This is a genomic window from Streptomyces sp. NPDC007025 (assembly GCF_042869455.1).
In the GTDB taxonomy this organism is placed as follows: Bacteria; Actinomycetota; Actinomycetes; order Streptomycetales; family Streptomycetaceae; genus Streptomyces.
The window spans coordinates 367,186-391,916 of record NZ_JBIAFT010000005.1 but is presented as its reverse complement, the minus strand read 5'-3'; the positions used below and the strand labels follow the sequence as shown (position 1 = coordinate 391,916).

The 24,731-nt window shown below is 73.7% G+C and carries 17 protein-coding genes and 1 tRNA gene; 7 read left to right on the top strand and 11 right to left on the bottom strand.

Features of this window, described 5'->3' with window-relative positions:
* Positions 1-33: 33 nt before the first annotated feature.
* Entirely contained in the window at positions 34-5,061 is a 5,028-nt protein-coding gene (locus ACFYMO_RS12780) for a PAS domain-containing protein (protein ID WP_388546051.1), read from the top strand.
* A gap of 503 nt (positions 5,062-5,564) precedes the next feature.
* On the opposite strand, the gene ACFYMO_RS12775 is transcribed toward ACFYMO_RS12780, so the two are convergent.
* The 6 genes from ACFYMO_RS12775 to ACFYMO_RS12750 all read right to left on the bottom strand — a co-directional run bounded on the left by ACFYMO_RS12775 (position 5,565) and on the right by ACFYMO_RS12750 (position 11,971).
* Positions 5,565-7,229 (bottom strand): long-chain fatty acid--CoA ligase, encoded by a 1,665-nt coding sequence (locus ACFYMO_RS12775; RefSeq protein WP_388546048.1) that lies wholly within the window; start codon positions 7,227-7,229, stop codon positions 5,565-5,567.
* 15 nt (positions 7,230-7,244) lie between these two features.
* Positions 7,245-7,481, bottom strand: a complete 237-nt coding sequence (locus tag ACFYMO_RS12770) for a hypothetical protein (protein WP_366773321.1) — start codon at positions 7,479-7,481, stop codon at positions 7,245-7,247.
* A 403-nt stretch (positions 7,482-7,884) separates the two neighbouring features.
* Positions 7,885-8,529, bottom strand: a complete 645-nt coding sequence (locus ACFYMO_RS12765) for a SigE family RNA polymerase sigma factor (protein ID WP_366773302.1) — start codon at positions 8,527-8,529, stop codon at positions 7,885-7,887.
* Between the two features lie 146 nt (positions 8,530-8,675).
* On the bottom strand, positions 8,676-9,788 hold the full coding sequence (locus ACFYMO_RS12760) for a glycoside hydrolase domain-containing protein (protein WP_388546045.1): 1,113 nt from the start codon (positions 9,786-9,788) through the stop codon (positions 8,676-8,678).
* Positions 9,789-10,332: 544 nt separating this feature from the next.
* Positions 10,333-10,614, bottom strand: a complete 282-nt coding sequence (locus ACFYMO_RS12755) for a hypothetical protein (RefSeq protein WP_019354473.1) — start codon at positions 10,612-10,614, stop codon at positions 10,333-10,335.
* 709 nt (positions 10,615-11,323) lie between these two features.
* A complete protein-coding gene (locus ACFYMO_RS12750) occupies positions 11,324-11,971 on the bottom strand; it encodes a TIGR03086 family metal-binding protein (protein ID WP_366773304.1) in 648 nt (215 codons plus the stop codon).
* A 467-nt stretch (positions 11,972-12,438) separates the two neighbouring features.
* On the opposite strand from ACFYMO_RS12750, the gene ACFYMO_RS12745 reads away from it, so the two are divergent.
* Positions 12,439-12,780, top strand: coding sequence for a hypothetical protein (locus ACFYMO_RS12745; protein ID WP_366773305.1), 342 nt, complete (start codon positions 12,439-12,441; stop codon positions 12,778-12,780).
* A 177-nt stretch (positions 12,781-12,957) separates the two neighbouring features.
* Here the strand turns inward: ACFYMO_RS12745 and ACFYMO_RS12740 are convergent, their stop codons facing one another.
* Positions 12,958-13,512, bottom strand: coding sequence for a hypothetical protein (locus tag ACFYMO_RS12740; protein WP_366773306.1), 555 nt, complete (start codon positions 13,510-13,512; stop codon positions 12,958-12,960).
* A gap of 223 nt (positions 13,513-13,735) precedes the next feature.
* Here ACFYMO_RS12740 and ACFYMO_RS12735 point away from each other — a divergent pair, with 223 nt between their 5' ends.
* Complete coding sequence (locus ACFYMO_RS12735; protein WP_366773307.1) at positions 13,736-14,446, top strand: hypothetical protein; 711 nt, start codon at positions 13,736-13,738, stop codon at positions 14,444-14,446.
* A 333-nt stretch (positions 14,447-14,779) separates the two neighbouring features.
* Here ACFYMO_RS12735 and ACFYMO_RS12730 read toward each other — a convergent pair.
* Positions 14,780-14,866, bottom strand: a tRNA-Ser gene (locus ACFYMO_RS12730).
* A gap of 43 nt (positions 14,867-14,909) precedes the next feature.
* A complete protein-coding gene (locus ACFYMO_RS12725) occupies positions 14,910-16,754 on the bottom strand; it encodes a S1C family serine protease (protein ID WP_388546039.1) in 1,845 nt (614 codons plus the stop codon).
* Positions 16,755-17,232: 478 nt separating this feature from the next.
* On the opposite strand from ACFYMO_RS12725, the gene ACFYMO_RS12720 reads away from it, so the two are divergent.
* The 3 genes from ACFYMO_RS12720 (at position 17,233) to ACFYMO_RS12710 (ending at position 20,337) form a co-directional block, all read left to right on the top strand.
* The gene (locus tag ACFYMO_RS12720) at positions 17,233-18,255 is read left to right on the top strand and encodes a glycerophosphodiester phosphodiesterase (RefSeq protein ID WP_388546194.1); all 1,023 of its coding nucleotides are present in this window, start codon (positions 17,233-17,235) and stop codon (positions 18,253-18,255) included.
* 192 nt (positions 18,256-18,447) lie between these two features.
* Positions 18,448-18,966, top strand: a complete 519-nt coding sequence (locus ACFYMO_RS12715) for an ATP-binding protein (RefSeq protein WP_366773310.1) — start codon at positions 18,448-18,450, stop codon at positions 18,964-18,966.
* 366 nt (positions 18,967-19,332) lie between these two features.
* Complete coding sequence (locus ACFYMO_RS12710) at positions 19,333-20,337, top strand: DUF5926 family protein (RefSeq protein ID WP_366773311.1); 1,005 nt, start codon at positions 19,333-19,335, stop codon at positions 20,335-20,337.
* 279 nt (positions 20,338-20,616) lie between these two features.
* On the opposite strand, the gene ACFYMO_RS12705 is transcribed toward ACFYMO_RS12710, so the two are convergent.
* Both ACFYMO_RS12705 and ACFYMO_RS12700 read right to left on the bottom strand, forming a co-directional pair.
* Positions 20,617-21,120: a hypothetical protein gene (locus tag ACFYMO_RS12705; RefSeq protein WP_366773312.1), complete on the bottom strand. Its 504-nt coding sequence runs from the start codon at positions 21,118-21,120 to the stop codon at positions 20,617-20,619.
* A gap of 426 nt (positions 21,121-21,546) precedes the next feature.
* The gene (locus ACFYMO_RS12700; protein ID WP_366774936.1) at positions 21,547-22,272 is read right to left on the bottom strand and encodes a bifunctional DNA primase/polymerase; all 726 of its coding nucleotides are present in this window, start codon (positions 22,270-22,272) and stop codon (positions 21,547-21,549) included.
* 650 nt (positions 22,273-22,922) lie between these two features.
* Here ACFYMO_RS12700 and ACFYMO_RS12695 point away from each other — a divergent pair.
* On the top strand, positions 22,923-24,716 hold the full coding sequence (locus tag ACFYMO_RS12695) for a PP2C family protein-serine/threonine phosphatase (protein ID WP_366774937.1): 1,794 nt from the start codon (positions 22,923-22,925) through the stop codon (positions 24,714-24,716).
* The last annotated feature ends 15 nt before the right edge of the window (positions 24,717-24,731 follow it).

Sequence of the window (24,731 nt, the reverse complement as noted above, 5' to 3'; positions counted from 1 at the left end):
CGCACCTGAGGTCAGCAGGAGGGAATTGTCGCCGTGAGCAGCAGGCCATCCCGAGGCGCTGCTCGCCTCGCCGCCATACTCGACGCACTGCCCGACGCGCTGCTCCTGGTGAACTGCAACGGCACGGTGGTGAACGCCAACGCCATCGCGCTGGAGACCCTGGAGACGCCCGGCACGGCGCTCGTGGGGCGCGGGCTGCTGGACCTGCTGCCCGAGTTCGACTCGAAGCGCATCCCGGGGTCGATGCGGCGCCCGGACGAGGCCGAACAGGGTCAGGGGCGGCAGAAGCCGACCCGGATGGTGGCGCGGCGTACCGACGGCAGCGAGTTCCCGGTCGAGGTGACCAGCGCGAACCTGGAGGACGGCCGGACGCCCTACGCCTCCGCGATCGAAGCCGCCTTCGCCGACAATCCGGGCGGCGGGTACACCGGCGACGAACTGCTGATGCTCGTCGTGCGCGACCTCACCGGCACTCTCGACACCGAGGCCGAACTGGCGCGGCAGCAGCGTCAGACGGAGATGATCCTGCGTGCCGCCTCGGAGGGTGTCGTGGGGGTGGACTCCGAGGGCCGCGTGGTGCTCGTCAACCCGTCGGCGGCGCAGATCCTCGGCTACCGCGCCAGCGACCTCGGCGGCCAGGAACTGCACCCCCTCGTGCACCACTCGCGCCCCGACGGCACCCCGCTGCCGTTCGAGGAGACGCCGTTGGCGGACAGTCTGCGCTCGGGTCGCAAGCACCGGGTGCGGGCCGGGCAGGTGCTGTGGGCGAAGGACGGGCGCGCGGTGCCGGTCGACATGACGACGGCGCCGGTGCGGGACGGCGAGCAGTTGGTCGGCGCGGTGCTGACGTTCACCGACCGCCGCCCCTACGACGCGGTCGCGGGGCGGCAGGCGCAGTTGCGGGCCGTGCTGGAGGAGTCGCTGCGCGGGCCGCTGGAGCAGCTCCGCCAGGAGCTGTCGGGGCTGTCGTCCGACCCGGCGGCGCAGTTGTGGCCGGAGGCGAACCAGATCCTCCACCATCTGTCGGCGGGCTACGCCCGGATGACGACGCTGGTCGACAACGTGCTCGGCTACCAGCGGCTGGATTCCGGCCAGGAGCGGCTGCGGACCGAGCCGGTGCCGATGGACGCGGTGGTCTCGGCCGGCGTCGAGGGCGCCACGGAACTGATCGGTCCGGGGCGCGCGCAGTTCGCCGTGCACGCCCCGCCGATCGAGGCCGAGGTCGACCCCGAACGGCTCGCGGTGGCACTGGCGCACCTGATCGCGGACGTGGCGGGCGTGGACGCGACGGGTCGTGCGCAGGTCGCGCCGCCGCCCGGCGCCGACCCGACGATCGTGGTCGCGGCGGCGCAGCGGGGCGAGGTGGTCCGCATCGAGGTGCGCGGCCCGTACAGCGGTGGCAGTCCGGTGCACGAGCCGCTGGTGCGCGGCATCGTCACCCGGCACGGCGGCGTGCTGCAGACCCACGAGGTACCGGGTTCGGCGGGCGGCAGCGCGTACGTGCTGGAGGTCCCGGTCAAGGCGGTCGGCAACACGGCCAGGCAGTCCGGCAGCCGCGCCCGCAGGGGCGGCCCGGCCGACATGGACGGGTCCGGGACAGGCGACGGCCAGGGCGGCACGTCCGGTGCGGGCCGCGCGGCAGGCGGCGGTCACACGGCGGGCGGCGACTCGACCGGCGGCGGCGGCGCCCGCGGCCGTACGGGCAGCCACGCGCGGGGCGGTGGCCGTGCCCGCGGGGGCGCCTCGCACGGCGGCGAGGGCGGCGCCTTCGGAGTGCCGAGCGTGCTGCCCGGTGCGGAGCACGGTGAGACGACGGTCATGCCCGTGCCGGCGGCCCCGGCGCGGGGTGTCGTGGGGCAGGCTCCGGAGGGCACCGCCCGAGGCGGCCCCCCGGCCGCGCTCCCGGCACCGATCGAACGCCCCGGCGCGCAGGGCCTGACCGAGAGCCAGGGCCAGGGCCAGGGCCAGGGCCAGGGCCAGGGCCAGGGCCAGGGCCAGGACGACAATACGTCGGCGGCGGCGCTGGAGCCGGTGACCGATCCGCGGCAGGCGCGAACCGGGCCGGCCCAGGTGCCGGACCCACGGCAGAGCATGGAACTCACCGCCGGCCCGGGTCCGTCCGCGCCCGGCGGGGAACCCGGTGGCGCTCCCGGGGCCGTGCCGCCCGCGCTGGGCCCCGTCCCCTCCCCCGAGGGCGCCCGGCCGGGCGCCGGGAACGCGCAGCCGGGAACCGGGGGCGCACAGTCCGACGCCGGCGGCAGCTCCGAAGCCGGGCCCGTCGAGGGCCTGTCGGCGGTGCCCGGCCGTCCGGTCGCTCCGGTGCCCGCGCAGCGCCCGCACCAGCAGGACCCCCACGACGACGGCTCCGGCTCGACTTCTGACATGCCCCGGCCCACCGGGCGGCGGCGCGGACGCCCGAGTCCGGCGGAGGAGCAGCTCGCACAGGCGCCCTACGGGGGCGAGGCGGGCGCCGGCGGCGGATCCGGAGCGCTCGAACTGCCCGCGGGCGCCCCGAGCGGGAGCGCCTCCGTGCCGGTGGCCGCACAGGGGACCGGTAGGCGCGCCCGGCGTGCGCTGGGAGAGCGCACGGAGACCGCTCACGGCCCGCATGAGGTTGCAGGGGCGCAGGCTGCGGCAGAGGCTGCCGGTGTGGTGCCCGGACAGCCCGAACTGCCCGGACAGCCCGGCCCGCAGGACACGAGCGGCGCCGGGGCCGAAGAGGCCGCGGGCGGTCCGGAGCTCTCACCGCCCGACGGCGGGCGCAGGGCACGGCGCATCGCGGCGGCTCGCGCGCGGGCGGAGGCGGCGGAGGCCGAGGCCCAGCAGGCTCCGCGCCACGCGCCGTTCGCACTCCCTCCGGCCGCCTCGGAGGCGGGCCTCGCGTCCCCGGTCCAAGGTCCCGGTGCCGAACCCGGAATCGGTTCCGGTGCTGACGCCGGCGCCGGTCGGCCGCCCTCGGGAGCCCCGGCGGAAGCCGCGGGCGGGGACACCACTCCCCCTCCCGGCTCGCTCCCGGGACTCCCCGGAACGACCCCGGGGCCGGCCCCGGCGCCCGGCGCAGAGCCGGGGGCTGCGGCGGACGATCCGGCGTACGCCCCCCATCCAGCGCCCCCCGCACCCGACGGCGCCGGTCCGGGCACGTCGCCCCAGGCCGCCCCCGGCATGTGGGCGGCTCCGGGAACCGGCGCACCGGAATCCGCAGGCCCTGATGCCGCGGGCCGGGACGCCGCAGGCCCGGAAGCCGCAGGCCGCGACGGAAGCGTGCCCCCTCCCGGAGGCCTGCCCGCGGACGGAGGCGTGCCCTCCGGCGGACCCGCGGACACGGGCGGGGCAGCAGATACCCCGGACCCGCGCGAGGAGAGCGGTGAACCGCGGCGCGGGGACTCCTCGGTGGTCGCCGCCAGCCCGATCCTGGGCGGCGGGGCCCTCCCGGACCAGCAGCAGGCGGGGGCGCAGCAGGCGCACACGGCCTCTTCCCGGCGGGAGCAGGGACACCCGGGTGAGGCGGGCTCCTACGAGACCGGCCCGGGCCCCCGTGTGCGGACGCTGGGGCAGGGGGTCCCGTTCGCCGAGCGGATGGCGGAGCAGTCCGCGGCCCAGGCCCAGCAGTGGCCACCGACGCAGCATTCGACGCCCTCGGCCATGTCGGCCATACCGTCCACCCCGTCGACCCCCGCGCCCCCGGCCGGCTCCGGCCGCCGCCGGAAGCTGGCCACCCCGGAGGAACGCACGCAGGGCACCTCGCCCGGTACCCAGGGGGGCGCTCCGGCGGGCGCGCCCCAGAGCGGCGGCCCGACCGGCGCGCCGCACGGCGGTGCCGGCTCGTCGCCGGAGGCCCCGCACGGGCTGCCCCGTCCGGATACGGCTCCCGGCCAGGGCCGGTCCTGGCCGGGGCTGCCGGGACAAGCGCAGGCTCAGGGACAGACGCAGGCTCAGGGGCAGGGACAGCCACAGCCCCAGGCACCGGGACAGGCCCACGCGCAGCCGCACGGGCTAGCGCCGCCGCAGGGGCAGTCCGGCGCCGTGCCGGGGCCACTGCCACAGCCCCAGGCAGGTCCCCCAGGAGCGCCCGGTGCCCCGGGGGCAGGTCGGCCGGGCCCGGACCAGGCCCAAGGACAGCTCCAGGGGCAGAGCCAGGACGGACAGGTCCCCGGCCAGGGCGGCCCGGCGCAGGTCGGGCACGGTGGTCCCCAGGAGTTCGCCGTCGGCGGCCCCGGCGGCGGGCCGGGCGCGGAACTGGCAGAAGGGCCGGAACCACTGGACGGTCCGGACAGCCCCGTCGAGGTGACGGACGGGCGGGGTTTCGGCGTACCGCCGCACGCCCTGGACGACGAGCTGCCACCCGAGCCGCTCGACAACCCGCGGCGGCTGCTGGTCTGGCCGGAGCCGGACGTCTCCACCCAACAGGCGCTCTCGGACCGCGGCTACCGTCCCGTCCTGGTGCACTCGCGCGAGGAGGTGGACGCGCAGATCGCCGCGTATCCGGCCGCGCTGTTCGTCGACCCGCTGACCGGACCGATCACCAGGACGGCGCTGCAGTCGCTGCGTACGGCGGCAGTGGCTGCCGAGGTGCCGGTACTGGTGACGGCGGGGCTGGGCCAGGCCACCCGGGAGGCGGCCTACGGCGCCGACCCCGCGGTGCTGCTGAAGGCACTCGCGCCGCGCGACAGCGAGCAGCATCCGCCCCGGGTGCTGCTGGTGGAGGAGGAGCAGGCGATCGCGGCGGCCTTCGCCGCGACCCTGGAGCGGCGCGGCATGCAGGTCGCGCACGCGCCGACGGACGCGGAAGCGGTTCAGGTCGCCGCCCAGGTCCGGCCGAACCTCGTGGTGATGGATCTGATGCAGGTCCGGCGTCGGCGGGCCGGCATCATCGACTGGCTCCGGGTGAACGGGATACTCAACCGGACTCCGTTCGTCGTCTACACCTCGGCCGGTCTGGACCCCGACGAGCTGCCGCGGCTGGCCTCGGGCGAGACGGTGCTCTTCCTGGCCGAGCGCTCGACCAGTGCGGAGGTGCAGGCGCGGATCGTCGACCTGCTGACGAAGATCGGCGCGAACTGATTCACCGGGATCGGCCCGAACCGCACCACCAGGATCGGCCCGAACCACCAGGATCGGCCCGAACCGACCCCCCGGGGGCCGCTCCGGGTCCGGCCCGGGGCCTCGGTGCGGCCCCGGGGGCGTCCCGGGCCGGCGCGCCCTCGGGCGAGACCGTCGAACCGGTGCGCCTGACCATGCAGCTGCTGGCCGGCTCCTACCGCCACGCGCGGGACTACGCCGAGGTACCCGACACGGCACCGCGCCCCACATCATCAGCGCCCGCTACGCCCTGCCCGACGGCACACCCGAGCCGGTGCCGACCCGGCCCGGACCATCTGCCCCCACCCGGCGAAGCGCCCGCACCAGGCGCGGTGTGACCGCCCCCGCCGTTCTCGGATCCCGAGTGTGCGCCGAACTGCTGCGCCAGGGCAGGCCCGCGCCTGCATCGAGAGCATCCTGCACTGGGTCGACAGCATCGAGGGCGCCCCCGGACGAGGGCCGGGGGCGCCCTGCTGGGTGCTCTCTCAGACCTTCACGACCTGCAAAGCCCCCTCGGCGAAGCGCCCCCGCAGCACCTTCTTGTCGAGCTTCCCGACGCTGGTCTTGGGTACCTCGGCGATCAGGGCCCAGCGTTCCGGCAACTGCCAGCGCGCGATTCCCTTCGCTGCGAGGTGGTCACGGAGGGCGGCGAAGTCGGCCGCGGCACCGTCGCGGAGCACGACCGTGGCCAGCGGACGCTCGCCCCACTTCTCGTCCGGGACGGCCACGACAGCAGCCTCGGCGACGTCGGGGTGCGCCATCAGCGCGTTCTCCAGCTCGACGGAGGAGATCCACTCGCCACCGGACTTGATCACGTCTTTGGCGCGGTCGGTGAGCGTCAGATAGCCGTCCGGGCTGATGACGCCGACATCGCCGGTACGCAGCCAGCCGTCCGGGCTGAACTTGTCCTCGGGGCGCGAGGAGTCGCCCTCCACCCCGCCGAAGTACGCGCCCGCGATCCACGGGCCGCGCACCTCCAGCTCTCCGGCCGCCGCCCCGTCCCACGGGAGCTCGGTACCGTCCGGCCCGATGAGGCGCCCCTCGACACCGGCCGGGAACCGGCCCTGCGTCAGCCTGTAGGCGAACTCCTCGTCGGAGCCGGGTGCCACCGTGGCCGGCGGCCGGGCGACGGTGCCGAGCGGCGAGGTCTCCGTCATGCCCCATGCGTGGCAGACCCGCATTCCGAGGTCGTCGAACGCCTTCATCAGCGAGGGCGGACACGCCGACCCGCCGATCGTCACTTGCGACAGCGTGCTGACATCTCGCGGATTCGCCGTCAGCTCGGCGAGCAGACCTTGCCAGATCGTCGGGACGGCAGCAGCGTGCGTGGGCCGCTCCCGCTCGATCATCTCGGCGATCGGTCCGGGTTGGAGGAAACGGTCGGGCATGAGCATGCTGACGCCGGTCATGAAGACCGCGTGCGGCAGCCCCCACGAGTTGCAATGGAACTGCGGAACGATCACCAACGTGAGGTCCGCGTCCGTGAGGCCCATCGACTCGGCCATGTTGACCTGCATGGAGTGCAGATAGATGGACCGGTGCGAGTACGCGACACCCTTCGGTTCCCCCGTGGTGCCGGAGGTGTAGCAGAGGGACGCCGCGCGCCGCTCGTCCAGCTCGGGCCAGTCGTAGGCTGTGGGGCGCCCCGCGAGCAGTTCCTCGTACTCGTGCACCCGCACGCCGGAAACCCCGGCCAGCGCCGTCCGCGCCTCCTCCGCCATCGGCCCGGAGACGACCACGTGTTCCAGCCCCGGCAGCTGCGGGAGCAGCGGCGCCAGCAGCCCGACCAGCGACCCGTTCACCAAGATCACTTTGTCGCCCGCGTGGCGTGCGATGTAGCCGAGCTGGTCGGCAGGCAGCCGCAGGTTCAGGGTGTGGAGCACGGCGCCCATGCACGGAACGGCGAAGTACGCCTCCACGTGCTCGGCGTTGTTCCACATGAGGGTCCCCGTTACATCCCCCTCCGCGACGCCCAATTCCGCCAAGGCGTGCGCGAGCTGCGCGGCCCGCTCGCCGATCTCGGCGAAAGTGCGCCGCTGGGGGGTGTCGGTTCCCGTCCAGGTGGTGACCGTCGATGATCCGTGTACCCGTACGCCGTGCCGCAGGATGCGGCTCACTGTCAGCGGGGCGTCCTGCATGGTGCTATGCACGGTGGCCTCCCGAGATCACGCGGTTGCGACGGTTGCGGCGGGCACGTACGGCGCGGCGAGCCGCCCGCGCGGAGCGCCGCCTCGGCGGTGGGCGAGCTGCGCGGCGCGTTCCCCGGTCGCCCGGAAGGCCGCGCGGTGCGGCCCGGCCCCGCCGGTCCACGTGGTGATCCGCGCGTCCCCGTGGACGGTCATTCCGTGGCGCAGGATGCGCGAGATGGTCAGCGGTACGTCGTCCTGCATCGTGCTCAGCACCGGGGCCTCCCCATGGGCGGTGGATACGCGGAGCGGACGCACGCCGTGCGGTGCACACCCGATGCACTCACGCAGGGAAGCGGTTACGCACAGGTGTGGATTTACGCACGGGTAATGCGTCGGTTTCGCGGAAGCCTGCCACCGACCGCTCGGTATGTCACGGGGTCCTGTGCGGATCCGTCGCCGATCCCGGATCGCGGACCGCCCCCGACCCCGGTCGCGGGCCCGTCTCCCGGGCTCGTCGTCTCCCGGGCTCGCCCCCTTGTCCCCCGGTCCCCGTGTCCCCGTGTCCCCCTGTCCCCCTGTCCCCCTGTCCCCCTGTCCCCCGGACACCGTCCAGGAATTCCCTTCCGGCCGCCCGCCCGGCGGGGCGCCCCCGGCCGGCGGCCGGCCCACCCCGGGCTCAGGCCGCGACAGCCTCCTGGGCCGGGGTCTCGGCCGCGGTTCCGGTCACGGGGGCGTCCGCGCGGACGTCGGCGGCGAGCTGCGGGTCCTCCCGCAGCTTGGCCAGGGCACGCGAGACAGCGCTCTTGACCGTGCCGACGGAGACACCGAGCACCTCGGCGGTCTGTATCTCGCTCAGGTCCTCGTAGTAGCGCAGCACCACCATGGCGCGCTGCCGGGCGGGCAGCTTGAGCACCGCCCGCCACATGGCGTCCCGTACGGCCTGCTGCTCGGCCGGGTCGGGCGCGGGCAGCGGGTCGGGCTCCGGCAACTCCTCGCAGGAGAACTCGTCCACCTTGCGGCGGCGCCACTGCGACGTGCGGGTGTTGACCAGCGCGCGGCGGACGTAACCGTCCAGCGCGCGGTGGTCCTCTATCCGCTCCCAGGCCAGATAGGTCTTCGTCAGTGCCGTCTGGAGCAGGTCCTCGGCGTCACTGGGATTGGCGGTCAGGGAGCGGGCGGTGCGCAGCAGCACCGGGCCGCGCGCTTGGACGTAGGAGGTGAACGTCAGTGGCTGTCCCCCGGAGCCTGGCTGCACCGCAAGGGACCGCGCGTGCTTCGCATTGAAGGTCCGGGGAGTCCGAACTGTCCCAGGCGTGGTCATGGCATCCACGCTAGGAGTCGACCGGCCTCCCCGGATCGCCCGAAGGTCCCGATGCCGCGTCCGCCTCAGGGTGTAGTGGTGGTGCTTCCTACACCTCCTGAAGGTGGAGAGAATCCACCAGGCGGATCAGGGTGGGCCGGGGCCGGTCATCCGACGACCGCCACCGGCGCGTCCACGAGGTTCTCGTCGATGTGCACCGTGTGGCCGCCGTAGGTGCGCTTCACATTGCCCGTGTGCTGGTGGATGCGGCGGTGCGGCTGCCACGCCTGCGGATCGAGGTTGCGCTCCCCGTCGATGGACGGCTCGGTGCGCCAGCGGGCGAACCACACCGCCGACGGCAGGCCCCGGGCGCCCGCGGCGCGGGCCTTCTCCAGGTGTGCGACGCCGAAGTCCGCGCTGCTGTAGAAGCCGGCGACGTACCCCTCCGCACGCACCGCGCTGTTCCACCCCTGGATGAAGCGCAGCGTGGTGTCGGCGCACTTCTGCTGCTTGTACCGGTATGCCTCCATGTCGAGGTAGACGGCGCTGTTCCGGCCCATCCCGAGCTTCTCCGCCTGGCGTACCGCGTCCAGACCCTCGCGCTTCCCCTGCCCGTAGGGGTCCTTGTCGGACATCCGGAACCTGCGCTTGTTCTTGGCGATGACGCAGGGCGCCTGCGAACCCACGTAGACCGGCATCAGCTTCCAGCCCTGCTGGTCGACCGTCCGCACCCAGTCCGGGCTCAGATGCTTCTGCTTCGGGCACGCTCTGCCGCGGCCGCCGATGTAGACGCCGACGGCACCGAACGGCGAGGTGCCGTGCCAGGCCCGCATGGTGTCCGCCGAGGGAGCCTGGCAGGTGTCGAAGGCGTTGCCGCGGAAGATCTGCGCCCCGAAGTCGCGGGGGTCGCCCCGTACCAGGGAGGGCTGGTCCCCCGGGCCGGCGCCGAGTGCCCCCGGGTCGGCGGGCGCGTCCGGCGCGGCCGGGTCGTCCAGCCCCCGGGAGTCGCCGGGTTCGCTTCCGGCTTCTCCCGTTTCTACCTTCTCTCCCGTTTCGCGCGGTTCCCTTGACGCACCCGGCTCCCCGGGTGTCGGCGCTCCGCCACCGGGGGCGGGGTCGGACGGGGTGCCGTACGGGGCGGGAGCGGCGGGGCGGTAGGCGGCGGAGTCGGGGGGAGCGGGTTCGGCACCGGAGGCGGGGACAGCGCCTCCGGTGAGCACAGTGGCGAGCGCGGCCGACAGCAGGGCGGCCCGTCGCATCATCTGATTTTTGGTCGCCATGGGCCGAGTGAACGAGCCGGAACCCCCGGAACCGGTCAGGCACGCCCACCGCGCGCCACGATTCAGCCATCTGCCGCGCGCCTCCGGGGCTTCTCGCCTCTGCGGAACGCCGCCGGAGCACCGGCGGAGCACCAGGAGTTCCCGAGGAGGACCGGGAGCGCTCGGAGGGAGTGCGCAGCGGTCACCGGCACCAGTTCCGGCCGAGCATCCCGATACCCGCCATGCCGAACACCCGCGCGGATCCACCCGCCTGGTTGACGAACGCCCCGCGAAGCCGACGGGCCGACGAGCCCTGACGCCTTTCTCTCCACCTCGCACTACCTGATAGCGCGTCAGGCATGATGGGCCATCACTCACACGCACAGACTGCTGCTGACCCAGCGGGGGCGGCACAGGTCGAGCGCAGCACGGCACTGCGCGGCGCGGAGAATCCAGGAAACGGGGGCGCGAACGGCGACCGCGCGTCCGCGACAGCATCGCGAACGCGCGGCCTGAGCCCATCCCCACGAGCGACGGCCGCTCGATGCGAGCGGCCGTCAGCTCGTCACCACATGTTGCTGAAGACGACGGTGGCGGTCTCGTTGTGCGTCTCGTTGACCTGGTTCACGACGGCACCGTTCCCGTTGACGGTGGCGTTGTTGGCGTTGTTGGTGTTGTTCCCGTTGCCCACCGCGCCCTGCACCTGGGAGCTGGAGCTCGCGTTGGAGTTGGATCCGTCGTCCGCGAGGGAGCCGTTGTCCGCCTGGGCCACGCCGGACATGACGGCGAAAGCGAACGGAAGGGCGGCGGCCGCCGCGATGACGCGGGCGGTACGGATGCGTGCCATGTTCATTCCTCCAGGAACGGTAAGTGCGCCACGAATGGCGCTGCACCGGAAGTGCGTTGCTGCCGTGCACAGTTGGCCCACCGTCCACGGCTTCGCTTGCGACGTCGCGGGTCCAGAGTTGCCCACGGCACCCGGGGCGGATTCGCCCGGACGGCCTCATTCCCCCGCACGTATGACGAGCTGTCGATAAACCCCCTGTACGCCCCCAAGCCTGTGCTTTCCGCCCCCTGCTCCCCGTCCCGGTACGGCCGTTCCCGCACGTCGGAGCGAGATCGGCGACCGGAGCCCGGCCGTCGGCGAAGACGACTCCGCGCGGGGTCGCGTGCGCGTACCCGAACGACGGGGGCAGGGCTGACCGATCCGGAGCGCGTCCGGCGGCACCTCACCGCCCGCGACCGGCAGGCGGGAATCCGTGCGCCGACCCCGTCACCCGCCCACCACGGCACGGAGAGCACCCGCCGACCGCCACCCCTGCCCCCACGACTCGGACCCGGCGCTCGCCCCACCGCGCGCGCCGCCGTCCGAGCGCCGCCCCGAACCCCCACCACCCCGCGGGGACCTACGCCGAACGGCACCCAGGTGCGCCCACTGTCAGGCCGGAACCTCGTCGGGACGGCGCGCGTCGTCGGGACGGCGCGCGTCGTCGGGACGGCGCGCGTCGTCAGGACGGCGGCTCGTCAGGACGGCGGCTCGTCAGGACGGCGGCTCGTCAGGACGGCGGGCTCCAACCCGGATTCCGCCCGGCGAGGCCCACGATCCTGTCGAGCAGCGGGGCGTCCGCACCGACGTGCACGACCGGCCCGAAGATCCCCTGCTCCCCGTCCTCGGTGACCGCACCGGCCAGGAAACTGTGGACGGCGCGCAGACTCGGCTCGTCCAGCTCGTACTCCTGCCCGGTGGCCCGCGCCAGGTCCCAGCCGTGCACCACGAGCTCGTCCAGCGTGACCAGGCCGCCCTCCGTACCCGTCAGGGTGATGCCGCCCGCCTGCGTACTGCCCGTCCAGGCGTCGGGCGCCGACCACGCCACCGCCAGGTCCGCCAGCGCGTGCGGCAGGCTTTCGCGCCAGTCGTCGGGGAGCTGCTCTCCCGAGGAGGCGCCCGGAGCCCGGGCCGTACCCTCGCCCACCTCCTTGCGCGCCGTGCGCTGGAGGCCCACCGCCAGCAGGCCGATGTGCCGGAGCAGGTCCCGTACGGCGAACTCCGTGCAGGGCGTGGGGGCGCCGAGCTGGTCGTCCCCCACGCCGGTCACCACCGCCGCCGCGCGACGCGCCGCCGGACGCAGGTCGACGGGGACGTCCTCCCCGCCGCCCGGCCCGGCCCCCGCCCCGGACATCGCGTCACTGACACCGTCCACCATGCCGCTCGCCTCCCGTTCCGCGGATACGTCGCTGCCGCCAGAGCGAGGTGCCCGCGCGACGCGGTCGCCGCGCCCCGGCGCCGCCCCTGCGGACCGACGCCTGGGCCGTACAGCCGTGCGGCCGTGAACACCCCGTGACAACAGCCTCCGCCCCTGCAGACCATCCGGCACGGCGGAACTCATCGCCCCCGGGCCCGGCACCCTCCGGTGCCGCCTGTCGCCCCGGCTCGCGGGCGGGTGCTGTACGGCCGCCGCGCGGGAAGAGCCCTTCGCGGGTGCTCCGCCGTACGGGTGGATCAGCTACCGCCACACCCGCGGAGCAGCGGAGCTGCGGGCCGCTGCTCGCCCGCGCCCTCCGGCGGCCGGCGTACGCGGCGTGCCCGTATTCGGGCCCCCTTACCGTTTGGCAGTGATCTGCGCGGGAATGATCGACCCGCGGGGAGTATCGGAGCACCGGGGGGAAGCTCATGGGGGATAGGTCGCGCCCACGTCGCACCGACGCCGAGGCGGACGCAGCAGACGCCACAGGCGCCGCAGCGGGCGCCGGAGCCGCGGCGGAACGGGCCTCGATCCGCACCGGCGCGCGGGCACCGCTCCCGCGGCGCGACCCCGATCGGTTCGCCGACGGGCCTCCCGACCCACTCGCCTCGCTGCTGGCCAAGGTCACCAAGGGGGAGACGGTTCCGGCTCCCGGGAGCAGCACCCCCGGTGCCCATCCGGACGGCGAGGAACGCGACCCCCGCGAGGAGGAGTGGCGGGAGCACGACCGCCGCGGCCCGTACGGGCAGGGCCGTCGCCGCAGGAACTGACGGGCGCTCCGTTCTCCCCCCGTCCCCCGTCCCGACGGACCGCCCGCTGCCGGGGCCCGTGCGGCATGTCCGCCGGGCTTATACAGGGTGTTGCGGTCCCCGTCGAGACCTGCTTGTGCGCACGGCCGACCGGTCCACCGGAACAACCCGGAGCCGCACGGATCCCGCGGCTCCGTTTCAGAATGCTTCGGGGGTGGAGGTGGACACGATGTAGACGGTTTCGCCGGCACCTCGCGGGTCCACCAGGACGTCGCACCCGCTTCCGTTCCCGGTGAGGAAGTCGAGGTGGTGTTCATAGGTGACCTGCCGGTTCATGGACAGCCCGAAGGTCTCCATCACCTCCTTCCGGAAGGGCGGCCGGTACGGCGACACCGTCTCGCCGTTCGTGGTCCCCCTGACGCGGGAAGGCCATTCGAGGCCCCGGTCGAAGTCGACGCTGTGTGCCGACAGGTAGCTGTGCACGCACTCTTCCGAGGCGCGGAACCGGAGGAGCAGCTGGTGCCTCCAGTCGTCGGATTCGCCTCCGAACCTCACCCCCTCCACGTCGCAGTCGGGCAGCTGCAGGGCGAAGCTGCTGAGCATCTTCTCGAGGGTCTCGCCCCGGCCCGTGCCCGGAAGCGCGCGTGGGTCGTCGCTCTCCATGGAGCACCCGCCGAGCGACAGGCACACGAGTGCGGCTGCTGTCAGGGCCGTGCCGGCGCGGTTCTGTGCGGGTCTACTGCGTGCTGCCATGGCCGCGACTCCTCTGTGTGAGCGGTATTCCCGTCGATGTTCTCCGGGTGCGGGACATCGACGTGCGGGGAGCCGGTTCCGCCGCCGTCACGTCAGGCCCTTTCACGCCGTGCCCCGGGGCCGGCGAACGCGGCGCGCAAGCCCCCCGTCCGGTCCGGAACACCAGGTACACGAGGGTCACGTCCGGGACCGCCCGGCCTCGGTCGGCCCCTAGGCTGAGTGGGTGAGCGAACGTGACGTTGGGGATGTGCGGGGCGGAGTGCCGGCGTACGCGATCGAGGTGGGCACCGAGGTTCTGGCCCGGCCGGCGCGGAACTCGGTGGGCGGCCGGCCCTTCCTCGACGAGGGCCAGGAGTGGCCGCAGTGTTTCTGTGGCGTGCGGATGGTGCTGTTCTTCCAGCTCGACGTCCCTCCGGACCTGAAACCCTTCGGCGGAGACCATCTGTTGGTCTTCCACTGCCGCGCCCACAACGACGCTTCCAGCCCTGAGCTGTCCGACGGCCGACTCGTCCGCCGTTACTGGGACGCTCCCCAACCGCCCTATCCGCGCCCCTTCTGGCGGGTACTGCTCCAGCGTGCCGCGGCACAGCCGGCGGCCGAGCCCGAACCCTCCCTGCACGCCCTGCCCGTGTCGCTGCGCCCCTTCACGGACACCCCCGGTGAGAGGGAGCGAGGGGCCCGCACCTTCAAGGTGGGCGGCGTCCCCTCCTGGGCACAGTTTCCCGAGTCCTACCACTGTGCGTGCGGCGCGGAACTGGTGTACCTGTGCCAGGTGCCGGAGGACAGGGAGTTCGCCGCCTGTCCCGGTCAACCGGAGCAGCCCCACAGCGTAGGCATCGACACGTACCAGCTGTTCCTCGGCAACGAGGTCTACCTGCTGGCCTGCCCGGCCCACTGCGATCCGGCGGCGGTCTGGCCGGTGAACCAGCACTGAGGCAGACCGGGAGTCGGGCGAGCGCGTCGGTGCCGAGCCCGTGACTTCGCCACCGGGAGAGACCGGGGCCGTCCCGGAGGTTCGCCGGACGGCGGCCGCGGACGGCTTCGCCCCTCATGTGTGTACTGCTGAGCGCAGCGCCGTCGGGCACGGGATCCGGAGCGTTCCCCGCTCGTCACCGACCGGGGACAACCGGTCGCCCCTGGCCCCCGTATGGCCCGCACGCGCTGGTCAGCGCTGGCACATGAGGGAAACGGGATGCGACACGCACGCGCGGAGGGGGTTCCTCTCCGGCGGAGGAACCCCCTCTGACCTGCACGCTTTCTAGCTGTGCGGAGGCGGTGGGATTTGAACCCACGGAGGTGTCGCCACCTCTACGGTTTTCAAGACCGCTCCCTTCGGCCGCTCGGGCACGCCTCCAGGTGTCGTCGCGCGTACGACACGGGAACAGCCTAGCGTGTGATCAGTCGTCGCCCTTCCGGGATCCGAGGGTCAGCTCGACGGTCTTCTCCTTGCCGTTCCGCTCGTAGGTGAGCTTGACCTTCTCGCCCGGCTGGTGGGTCCAGATGGTGCCGATGAGGGTGGGCCCACTGTCGATCAACGTGTCGTCCAGCTTGGTGATGACGTCGCCGGGCTCGAGGCCCGCCTTGTCCGCCGGTCCGCCCGGGGTGACCGGGTCGGCGCCGCCCTCGCCGGTGTTGGAGATCGTGGCGCCCTTGCCGTTGCCGCCCAGCTGGACGGTCGCGCCGATCACCGGGTAGACCGGCCGGCCGGTCTTGATGAGCTGCTTCGCCACCCGCTTGGCCTGGTTGGAGGGGATCGCGAAACCGAGGCCGACGCTGCCGGACTGGCCACCCTCCATGCCGCCTCCGCCACCGCCCGGCTGGATGGCCGAGTTGACGCCGATGACCGCGCCCTGGGCGTTCAGCAGCGGGCCGCCGGAGTTCCCGGGGTTGATCGAGGCGTCGGTCTGCAGGGCACTCATGTAGGACGCCTTGCTGCCCTGGCCGTCGCTGGAGGCCACCGGACGGTTCTTCGCACTGACGATGCCGGTGGTGACCGTGCCGGAGAGGCCGAACGGGGCGCCGATGGCGATGGTGGCGTCACCGACCGCCACGTTGTTGGAGTCGGCGATCGGCAGCGGGTCCAGCTTGCGGCCGCCGAGACCGCTGAGCTTCAGCACGGCGATGTCGTAGCCCTGCGCCTTGCCGACCACCTGGGCGTCGTACTTCTTGCCGTCGGAGAACGTCGCGGTCAGCTTGCCGCCCTGCGCGCCGTTGGCCACCACATGGTTGTTGGTGAGGATGTGGCCTTCCTTGTCGAAGACGAACCCGGTTCCGGTGCCCTCTTCGCCGCCGCCGGAGGAGCGGATGGTCACGACGCTCGGCAGCGCCTTGGAAGCTATGCCGGCGACGGACTTGGGCGAGCGGTTCAGCTTCTCGGGGTCGCCGGAGGAGCTGATCGTGGTGGCGCCGCCGTCGCTGCGGTCGGCGGCCCAGAAGCCGATTCCACCGCCGATCCCGCCTGCCACGAGGGCGGCGACGAGGACACCGGCGAGCAGGCCGCCGCGGCGCTTTCTGCCGCCCGGTTCCGGGCCGGGCGGGCCGGACGGCATCGCCCAGGGGTCGTGCGGGGGCATTCCGCCGCCGCCCGGACCTCCGGCGCCGGGCCCCCCCGGGCTCCCCGGGCCCGCCGGACCACCGTAGGGCGGCGGCGGAGGAGGCATCGGGGTTCCCGTTCCGCCCTGGCCCCAGCCGCCGGACTGGCCCGCATCGGACTGCCCCGCGCCGGACGGGCCCGAGCCGGGGCCCGGGTCCCGTGCGGCACCGGCGCCCGGGTCGTCCCCGGGCTGCCGCGGGCCGCCGGCCTCGGTCGCCACCGGGCCCGGCGCGGCGGAAGCGGGCGGCGCGGGCGGCGTTCCGGGTGCGGCGGGAGCCGCTGCCGGGTCGGGGGCAACCGGTGCGTCGGCGGGCTGCTGCGGGGCGGGGATCCCCGGGTCGTCCGCCGCGGAGTGCCGGGCGGGGGGCGGCGCGTCCGTGTCCCCCTGCTGTGGCTGCACCAGCGTGTCGTCCATGGACTCCCTCTTCGATACGACCGTGTCCTGGACGTCCGGACCCTTCTGCGTACGGGCCGCGTCGGTGGCGGTGTCGGCGGAAGCGGGGGCGGAAGAGTCAGGGGAGGGCAGCGAGAAGTCGCCGTCCTCGCGGCTCGTCGGGGCGCCGGTCGACGGGGCCTGGACCGGCGCCGGGGGCGTGGGACCCGGCCCCGCCGCAGGCGTCACGGCAGCGCCCTCGTTCTCGGTGCTCACAGCTCACTCCTCATCAGGTACACGACATCGCAGAGATGGGCGTGTTCACGTACGCGGGTATCCAGAGACAGCTTTTCCCATCACACATCAGACGGGCGTAAACCGACGCTGAGCGTCCGCACCCCCTTCTTTACATCGGGCCAAAACCGGACAGAGCACTCTATTCTCCCCGCAGCTCCCGGATTTCCAGCCGCTGTCGGGCGCGCGCGGGTCGACTCCGGCGCGACGTCACCCACCCGCGTGATCACGGCACCCAGCCTAGGCGCGCCCGCTCCGGACCGCCCCTCGGCGGACCCGGCCCGAACCGTCCCTCGGCACACCGGAACCGGACCCACTGGATCCGGGCACCGGCCCGAAACCCCGCGACCGCCGGCGAAGTGCTCCGCAGAACCCTGCACAGTGTGTCCATTCGGCCCGGTGGCACGATATCCCGGTGAGCAACGAGATCCGTGCCGGGTCACGCCACCGCCCCGACCACCTGCCGTCCGTCATCGCCCATCGCGGTGCCTCCAAGGCGGCACCCGAGCACACGCTGGCCGCCTATCGCCGGGCCATCGAAGAGGGCGCCGACGGGCTGGAGTGCGACGTACGGCTCACCGCGGACGGCCATCTGGTCTGCGTCCACGACCGCCGGGTGAACCGCACCTCCAATGGACGCGGCGCCGTCTCGGCCCTGGAACTCGCCGACCTGGCCGCACTCGACTTCGGCTCCTGGATGGACCGGCACGCCGACCCGTACGAGTCGCCGGACAGCGCACTGGACAAGGACGCCGCCGACGCGCACGGCGGGAGCGCGGCCCCGGCCGCCGCCCCCGAGGCCACCGAGACCCCCGACCGCCGTGCCGGGACCCCGGTACGCCGCAGCGCGACCGGACACCCCCGCACCGCCGACCGCCCCGGCCCTGCGGAACCACCCGGCCCTGCGGAACCCCTCACCGCGGGGAGACCGCTCGGCGCGGCCGGACCACTTGGCGCGGCGGGACGGCTCGGGGTGGCGGCGGACCCGGAGAGCACCTCCGTCCTCACCCTCGACCGCCTGCTCACCCTGGTCGCCGAGGCACCGCGCCCGGTCGAACTGGCCATCGAGACCAAGCACCCCACCCGCTGGGCAGGGCAGGTGGAGGACCGGCTGCTGGAGCTCCTGGACCGGCACCGGCTCCGCACGCCGGTCCGCGTCATGAGCTTCTCCGCGCGCTCCCTGCAGCGGATCCGCGTCGCGGCGCCGGACATACCGACGGTGCTCCTGACCCAGTTCCTGCTCCCCCGCCACCGGGACGGCAGGCTGCCGTACGGCGTGCGCACCGTCGGCCCGAGCATCCGCATCCTGCGCACCCGTCCGGAGTACGTGGCCCGGGCGCACCGCGCGGGCCACGAGGTGCACGTGTGGACGGTCGACGAACCCGAGGACGTCGAGCTGTGCGTGCGGCTCGGTGTCGACGCCATCATCACCAACCGGCCCCGCCAGGTACGCGCCCAACTCCGGCGTGGGCTCGCCGGTTGACCTCGCGGGCGCCGGTCGGAGGGTGTGCCCCGGCGCACCCGGTGCTTATTGCAGCCGCGCGGGTGCGTCAAGAGAAGGGGCGTGGCCGGTTTCCGCCGCACTCTGCTGGGGCATTCATCCCGATGGCGTGGGGCAAAGGAGGTCTCGGGGGTGGCGTTGGTGGTGGCACAGGAAGTGCCTACTTCGTCGACCATGGCCGTGCCCCATGGTCCGTCGGGAGTACGCGTCGCACGGCGCAGGATGCGCGAGGAACTCCTCGCGTGCGGAGCACCCGACTCGGTGGTCGATGATGCGATCTTGATTCTTTCCGAACTCCTCAGCAATGCGTGCCGTCATGCGCGGCCGCTGCACGAGGAGACGACCGGAGCGAGCAGCGCGAGCAACCCGGTGGAGACCGTCAGGGCGTCGTGGCGCAGGGACGTACGAGGTGAGGTGACCATCGCGGTCACGGACGGGGGCGGCCCGACCCGTCCACTTCCGGCCAAGCCTTCCGTCACCGCCCGCGGCGGCCGAGGGCTCGCCATCATCACGGCTCTCGCCCGTGACTGGGGGGTGCGCTCGGAACCCGGCACCCCCGCGGACGAGCCACCCGGGGTGACGGTCTGGGCCGTGCTGCGACCGGACAGCTCGTTCAGCGGCCGAGTCGCCGCCAGCCTCGGGGGTGGGCTGAGCGGCGAGTTCGATCTGGCCTCCGTGGAGGAGCTGCGCTAGCCGGGGCGGCCCTCGACCGCCCCGCCCGGCAGCCGCCGGCCCGGCCCGGTCGGTCCGGGGTCGCCCGGGTCGACCCGTGGTCCCTGTCGGCCGCGTCGGTCCGTGTCGGCCCGTGGCCCGCGTCGGCCCATGCCGGCCCGTGGCCACTCGGCGCCAGGTGTCCGCCCGGCGCCACGGCATGCCCCGGCGCGCGACGAGCCGCAGCGGACCTCCCGATCGCCCCTGTTCGGCCATCGGACATCCCGCACGGAGCGACGCCCCCGCCCCCAGGCGGTCCGGCCGCGCCGAGTGCGGACGGCGGCGGATGCCGTCGAGCCACTAGGATCGCGGACTCCACAATCGCCGCACACCTGGAGAACCGCTCGCATGGCAAAGAAGCGCCGACCCCAGACAGCCGCCGCGGCGCCCGCCGGAACCTCCGCGGGCGCGGCAGCAGCCGGAGACTACCCGGTGGTGGGAGCCCGGCAGCCCTGCCCGTGCGGTTCGGGCCGCCGCTACAAGGCGTGCCACGGCCGGGCAGCAGCGCAGGCGGCCACCGAACTGGTGCGCCGCCCGTTCGAAGGACTTCCGCACGAGAGCGACTGGGTCGCGATGCGTGAGCTGGTCCCGGCCGCCACGGCACGCCTCACGCTCAAGGGGGGCCTGCCGGAGGGGGTTCCCGCAGTGACCCTGGCGACGGTGCTGCCGATGGCCTGGCCCGCGCTGCGCCGCGACAGCGGCGAAATCCTGCTGGGCCTGCAGAACGACACGGCGTCCGGCGACATCAGCCGCGATCTGGCGGACACCCTGAACCGGGCGCTGGCCGCCGAGCCGGGCACTCCGGTCGACGCGGGCCGGCCGGCGCCGGACGGGCCGCGGCTGCAGGACCTGCTGGATCTTGAGGCGCCGTTCGTGCCGGAGGTCCACTCGGGGTTCGAGTTCTGGCTGGACGGCGCGGAGCAGGCGGCCGGTGAGGTGGCGGCCTCTCTGGAGAGTGCCAACGAGGCGGTCATCCCGACCGCCAGGCTCGCGTCCGTGGCGGGCGCGTACTGGTGCGAGGCGCCGGAGAAGAACCATCTGCGCTGGGTGATGACCCACCCCGAGGAGCAGCTCCTGGACGCGCTGGCGCGGCTGCACGCGGCCGGTGCCTCGTCGCTGGGCGAGCCGGGCGACGGTTCCGGGGAGTCGCGGCTGGTGGGTTCCTTCCGCGCCCACGGGCTGACGGTGCCGGTGTGGGACCTGCCGCGCGGTATGAGGTCCGAGGACTGTGAGAAGCCCGCGGCGGCGTTCGCCGAACGGCTGGCGGAGGCACTGGCGGTGACGGCGCCGCTGACGGCCGAGGAGCGACGGGCGCGGAGCGGCCTCACCAACCGTCAGGTGACGCTGAGCTAAGGGGTTTCGGCGGATACCTGTGTGGATTCGGCGAAGGTTTCGTGACCGTGACTCCCGTCACACTGGCACCTCAACTCGCCCTACCCACAGGTAAATCGGCGTCCGGATCTGGGCGATCGAATTTGCTAACCGCCGATCTCTTGTTACCGTTCTAAGAGCCCGGTCGCTGGTGCATCCCCCGTCGCCAGCGACCGGGTTCTTTTGTGCCCGATGTCGGACGGCTGCGCCGGCGCCGACGAACTCCTCGTGCAGCACGGCGAGTTGACACCCCGTCGAGGGCTAGCGATGGCTTCCGGCACGCAGCAGCCGGTCCCCGTTCACCGAGCTGACCTCGGCCACCGCGGAGTACGCGTGCGCCGCCAGCGGCGCACGGTCATCCGAGGTCTCCGGGATCCCGCCGCGGGGCGTCTCGCAGACGCCGCCCTCGTGTCCGCCGCGCAGGACGCAGCGCACGCGCGCCGTCCACCCGTCCGGACCGTGCAGGGTGAGAAGAGCGGGCAGCCGGCTGCCGGTCGGGTTGCGGTAGTACGTACGGGCCCAGGTGTCACCGCCCTCGGTCAACACACAGACGCGGGCCGCCACTCCGTGGGGCGAGACGATTTCCAGCCCGCACGAGGTGGCCGGATTCCCCGCTTCGGGCGAGGGAGGGGCGGAGGAGTGCGCCCCGGGCGTTCCGTTCCCGGTCTGCCGCGGCTGGGAGGCCTGGAAGACTTCCGCGGCGAGGCGCGCGTCCTGGCCCGCCACCGCCGCCGCGAGAGGCACCGCGGCGACGAGCGCCACCACGCTGGCGAGTGTGACCACACGGAGCCGGGAAGCTCTCTGTTGCGGCTGGTGCATGAGGGAACCCACCTGGGACGCGGAGAGGACCGGACCGACTGATGAGGTGAACATATCGGGACCGAGGGGCCACCGAGGCACTACAGCGGCCCGTTTCCCCCGCAACTCCGGTCGGCTCCTACCCGTACGGGTGAATTCACCCGCTGCCGTACCGCCGCCGGTGAACCGGCGCGGCGGTACGAGCGACGCCACGAGCCGAGTACGGACGACGCTGGGCGACACCGAGCCGCCCACACGCCCGGGACAGCCGGCTCGGACTCCTCCGGCTCGGGCCCGTCCGCCTCGGGCGCCCTCGGCTCGGGGGGGCAGTCGGCTCTGGCACAGGCGTTCGGCGCGGTCGGTGCGCGGCGCGCACGCGCCGCGCACACGTCGTCAGTAGGCCAGCCGGCTTCCGCTGTCCGGGGAAGCGGCGCTCTCGGCGACCAGTACGTCGAGCAGCGTCTCCATCCGGGGCAGCCACGGGCGGCCCGCTTCCGGTCCGCCGGGCTCCCGCTCCCAGCGCACCTTGCCCGCGCCGGTGAGCGAACCGGGGAGCGCCACATAGCCACCGTCGCCGTGGAACCGCAGCGAGCTGGGCACCCGGTCCTGGGCGTACAGCAGCTCGCCCAGCTCTTCGAGGCCGTACGGCTCGACCAGCACCGAGAAGCGGGTGGGCGTCGCGATCACCGGGCCGACGCGGACGCCGGTGCGGTCGAACGTCGCGAGCGCCCGCGCCCCGGCGACGGCCGGAAGACTCAGCGCGCAGGGCGCGGCGCCGCCGGTCGCGAGGATGACGGGGGCGTCCGGCCGGTTCCGCCACCACCAGCGGACCATCGTCGGGTCGGTGGTGGCCGCCAGCAGTACGGGGTCGAAGGGGTGTGCCCCCGGAACCACGCACTCAGGGTCCGGGCACGCGCACACAGCCGACGCGCCGCGGGCCCCCGGGGCAATCAGCGCGGCGCCCGGCACCACCGGCCACTGCCACTCGGCGGCCGCCGTCAGCGCCGTGCTCCGCATCGGTGACCTGTGGTTGTACCGTCCGGACCGCGCCCAGAGCCGTCGGCCCTGGAGCTGCGCCCAGGCCCGGAGGGAGCGTCGCCTTCCGAGGATCTCGCGCATGAGCGCTCGTTCCTTTCCGTGAACGCCGAACAACGCCTATTTCATGAACACCGCAAACACCGCCAACTGGCCGTGCCGACCGATCTCTAGCTCAATACACCACGCGGAACTCTGGTGACCGTGCGTACCGAACAGCGCATCATGTTGCGGGTCGAGCGTGGAACGTGGCGGGGGGTGGCGCGCACATGGCGTTCGCTCCGTGGACTGCCACCTGCGCCGGTGCTGCTCGTACTTGCTCGTCTTCTACCGGGGACCGCTCGTGGCCCGCCGTACCGCGCATGTGCTGACTGGTGCAATCCTGCGGCTGGTGCCCTCCCGCAAGAAGCGGGCGGGTCAGCGCCCGCTGCTCCCTAGGACGCCGTGACTCTCCACAGGGTTCCGTACCCGCAACAGCGGTGCCAACGCGCCGCCGAATGGCCTCAGTCGACAGCAGTATGCGCGCCACGTGGGCGATTTTCCGCCAATCTTCTCACCCCTCGGCCTGCCCCCGTGGAACAGGCCCGCTCGCCGGACATTCTCGGCACTGCAGCGCACGTGCTGGACATGCCCCAACGGCATGTGTAGATGTAGTGGCATTGATAGCGGAGCAGCATGACATGGGGGTTTGCGATGCTATTGGGACAGTTCACCCGCAGCCCGAGCTGCCGCCCATGACCTCCCCGCACCTGCCGAAAGTGGCTGGAATCCAGTCGGCGGTTTCCTCGAACACGTCGCCGACCGCCGCGGCGTCCGCCGCCGCGGTCTCCACCGCGGGCCCGGGGCCCGCTCTCTCCACCTCTTCTGCCTCCTGCGCTGCGGATTCGTCCCCGCGTGCCGCCGCGCTCGACCCCGGAGGCTCGCCCGCCGACCGGGACCGGATCGGTGACCTCTCCTCTCTTCACGACCTCACCATTCGCCTCGTTCGCACCAGCAGTCTCGACTCGGCGCTCCGTGAGACGCTGCGCGCCGGCGCCGCGCTGCTGGGCGCCCCCCGCGGCATGGTCGCGCTCGCGCCCGGCACCGACCCTGGAAGCGAACCCTCCGATTCCCCGGAGCGGGCCACCGAACGCACCATCGGGCTCGGTCTCGGCCGCGCCGACCTGGGGCAGATCGAGACCGTTCCGCGCTTTTCCGCCACCTACGCGCGCGTCCTCGACGCAGACGACCCAGAAGACGGAGAAGACGCGGACACCGACCGCGGCCGTCCGGGCGGACCGAATGCCGGACGCGGCCATTCGGACGGACCGGACACCGGCCCGGCGGACGAGACGGGCGGGGCCCCTGCGGCGGACGGAGCGAACCGACCGCACAATCCCGGCCACGGTCCCGACCACGAAACCGGCCACGAAACCGGCCATGGAACAGGCCACGAACCCGGCCATGGAACAGGCCACGAACCCGGCCGGGCAAGTGGCCAGGGCCCCGGCCGTGGGGCCGGGCCGGGCGAGGCCGGGGCGGAGTCCGTACCCGGCCCGGGTGCCGGGCTCGCCCACTCCGCCCTGGTCTGCCCCGACATCGCGGCCGACCCGGATCTCTCCCCCCGCCACCGGGAGGTCGCGGCCCGCCTCGGCTACGCGGCCACCTACGGTGTGCCGCTCACCACCGGGTCCGGCACCCGGCTCGGTGCGGCGGTCTGGTTCTTCGACGAGCCGGGTGAGCCCACCGTCCGTCGGCGGGAACTCCTCGACAGCTATCTGCGGCACGCCACCGAGCACTGCGCGCGCCTGGGGGAGCGCGCACGCACCCGCGCGGACATGGTCACCCTCCGTGAGGAACTGCTGCCGAGTGCGCTGCCCCGCGTCCCCGGAGTCTCCCTCGCGGTGCGGCACCGCACGGGTCCGCGCGGAGGCGGCGACTGGTACGACGCGCTGCCGCTGCCGGACCGGGCGGTAGGACTCGCGGTCGGCGGTGTCACCGGCAGCGGGCCGGCGGCGGTGGCCGCCATGGGCCGGCTGCGGGCCTCAATGCGGGCGTACGCGGTGATGGAGGGGGAGGACCCGGTCGCTGTCCTGTCCGACCTGGAACTGCTGCTGCGGCTGACCGAACCCTCCTGCTCGGCCACCGCGCTGTTCGCCTACGCGGAGCCGGCGAGCCGAAAGATCCTGCTCGCCGGGGCCGGGCACTGCGCTCCGCTGATCGTCGGCCCCCGGCGCGTCGAACCGGTGGAGACCGCGGTCTCGGCGCCGCTGGGCATGCTGGCGTGCTGGGAGGCGCCGAGCGCGGAGGTCGTCCTGCGCGAAGGCGAAACGCTTCTGTGCTACACGGACGGGCTGCTGCACCGCACCGGCCACTCCATGGACCGCGCCTTCGCCCGGCTGCGCTCGGCCGCCGCCTCCGCCCCGCGCACGGCCCGGGACGATCCGGACGCCCTCGTCGACCACGTGCTGCGCACGGTGCTGCCCGGGCCGCTGGCGGATCTGCCCGACCATCCCGAGGACGTCGTCCTGCTGGCCGCCCGCTTCTGAACGGCGCCCCCGGCC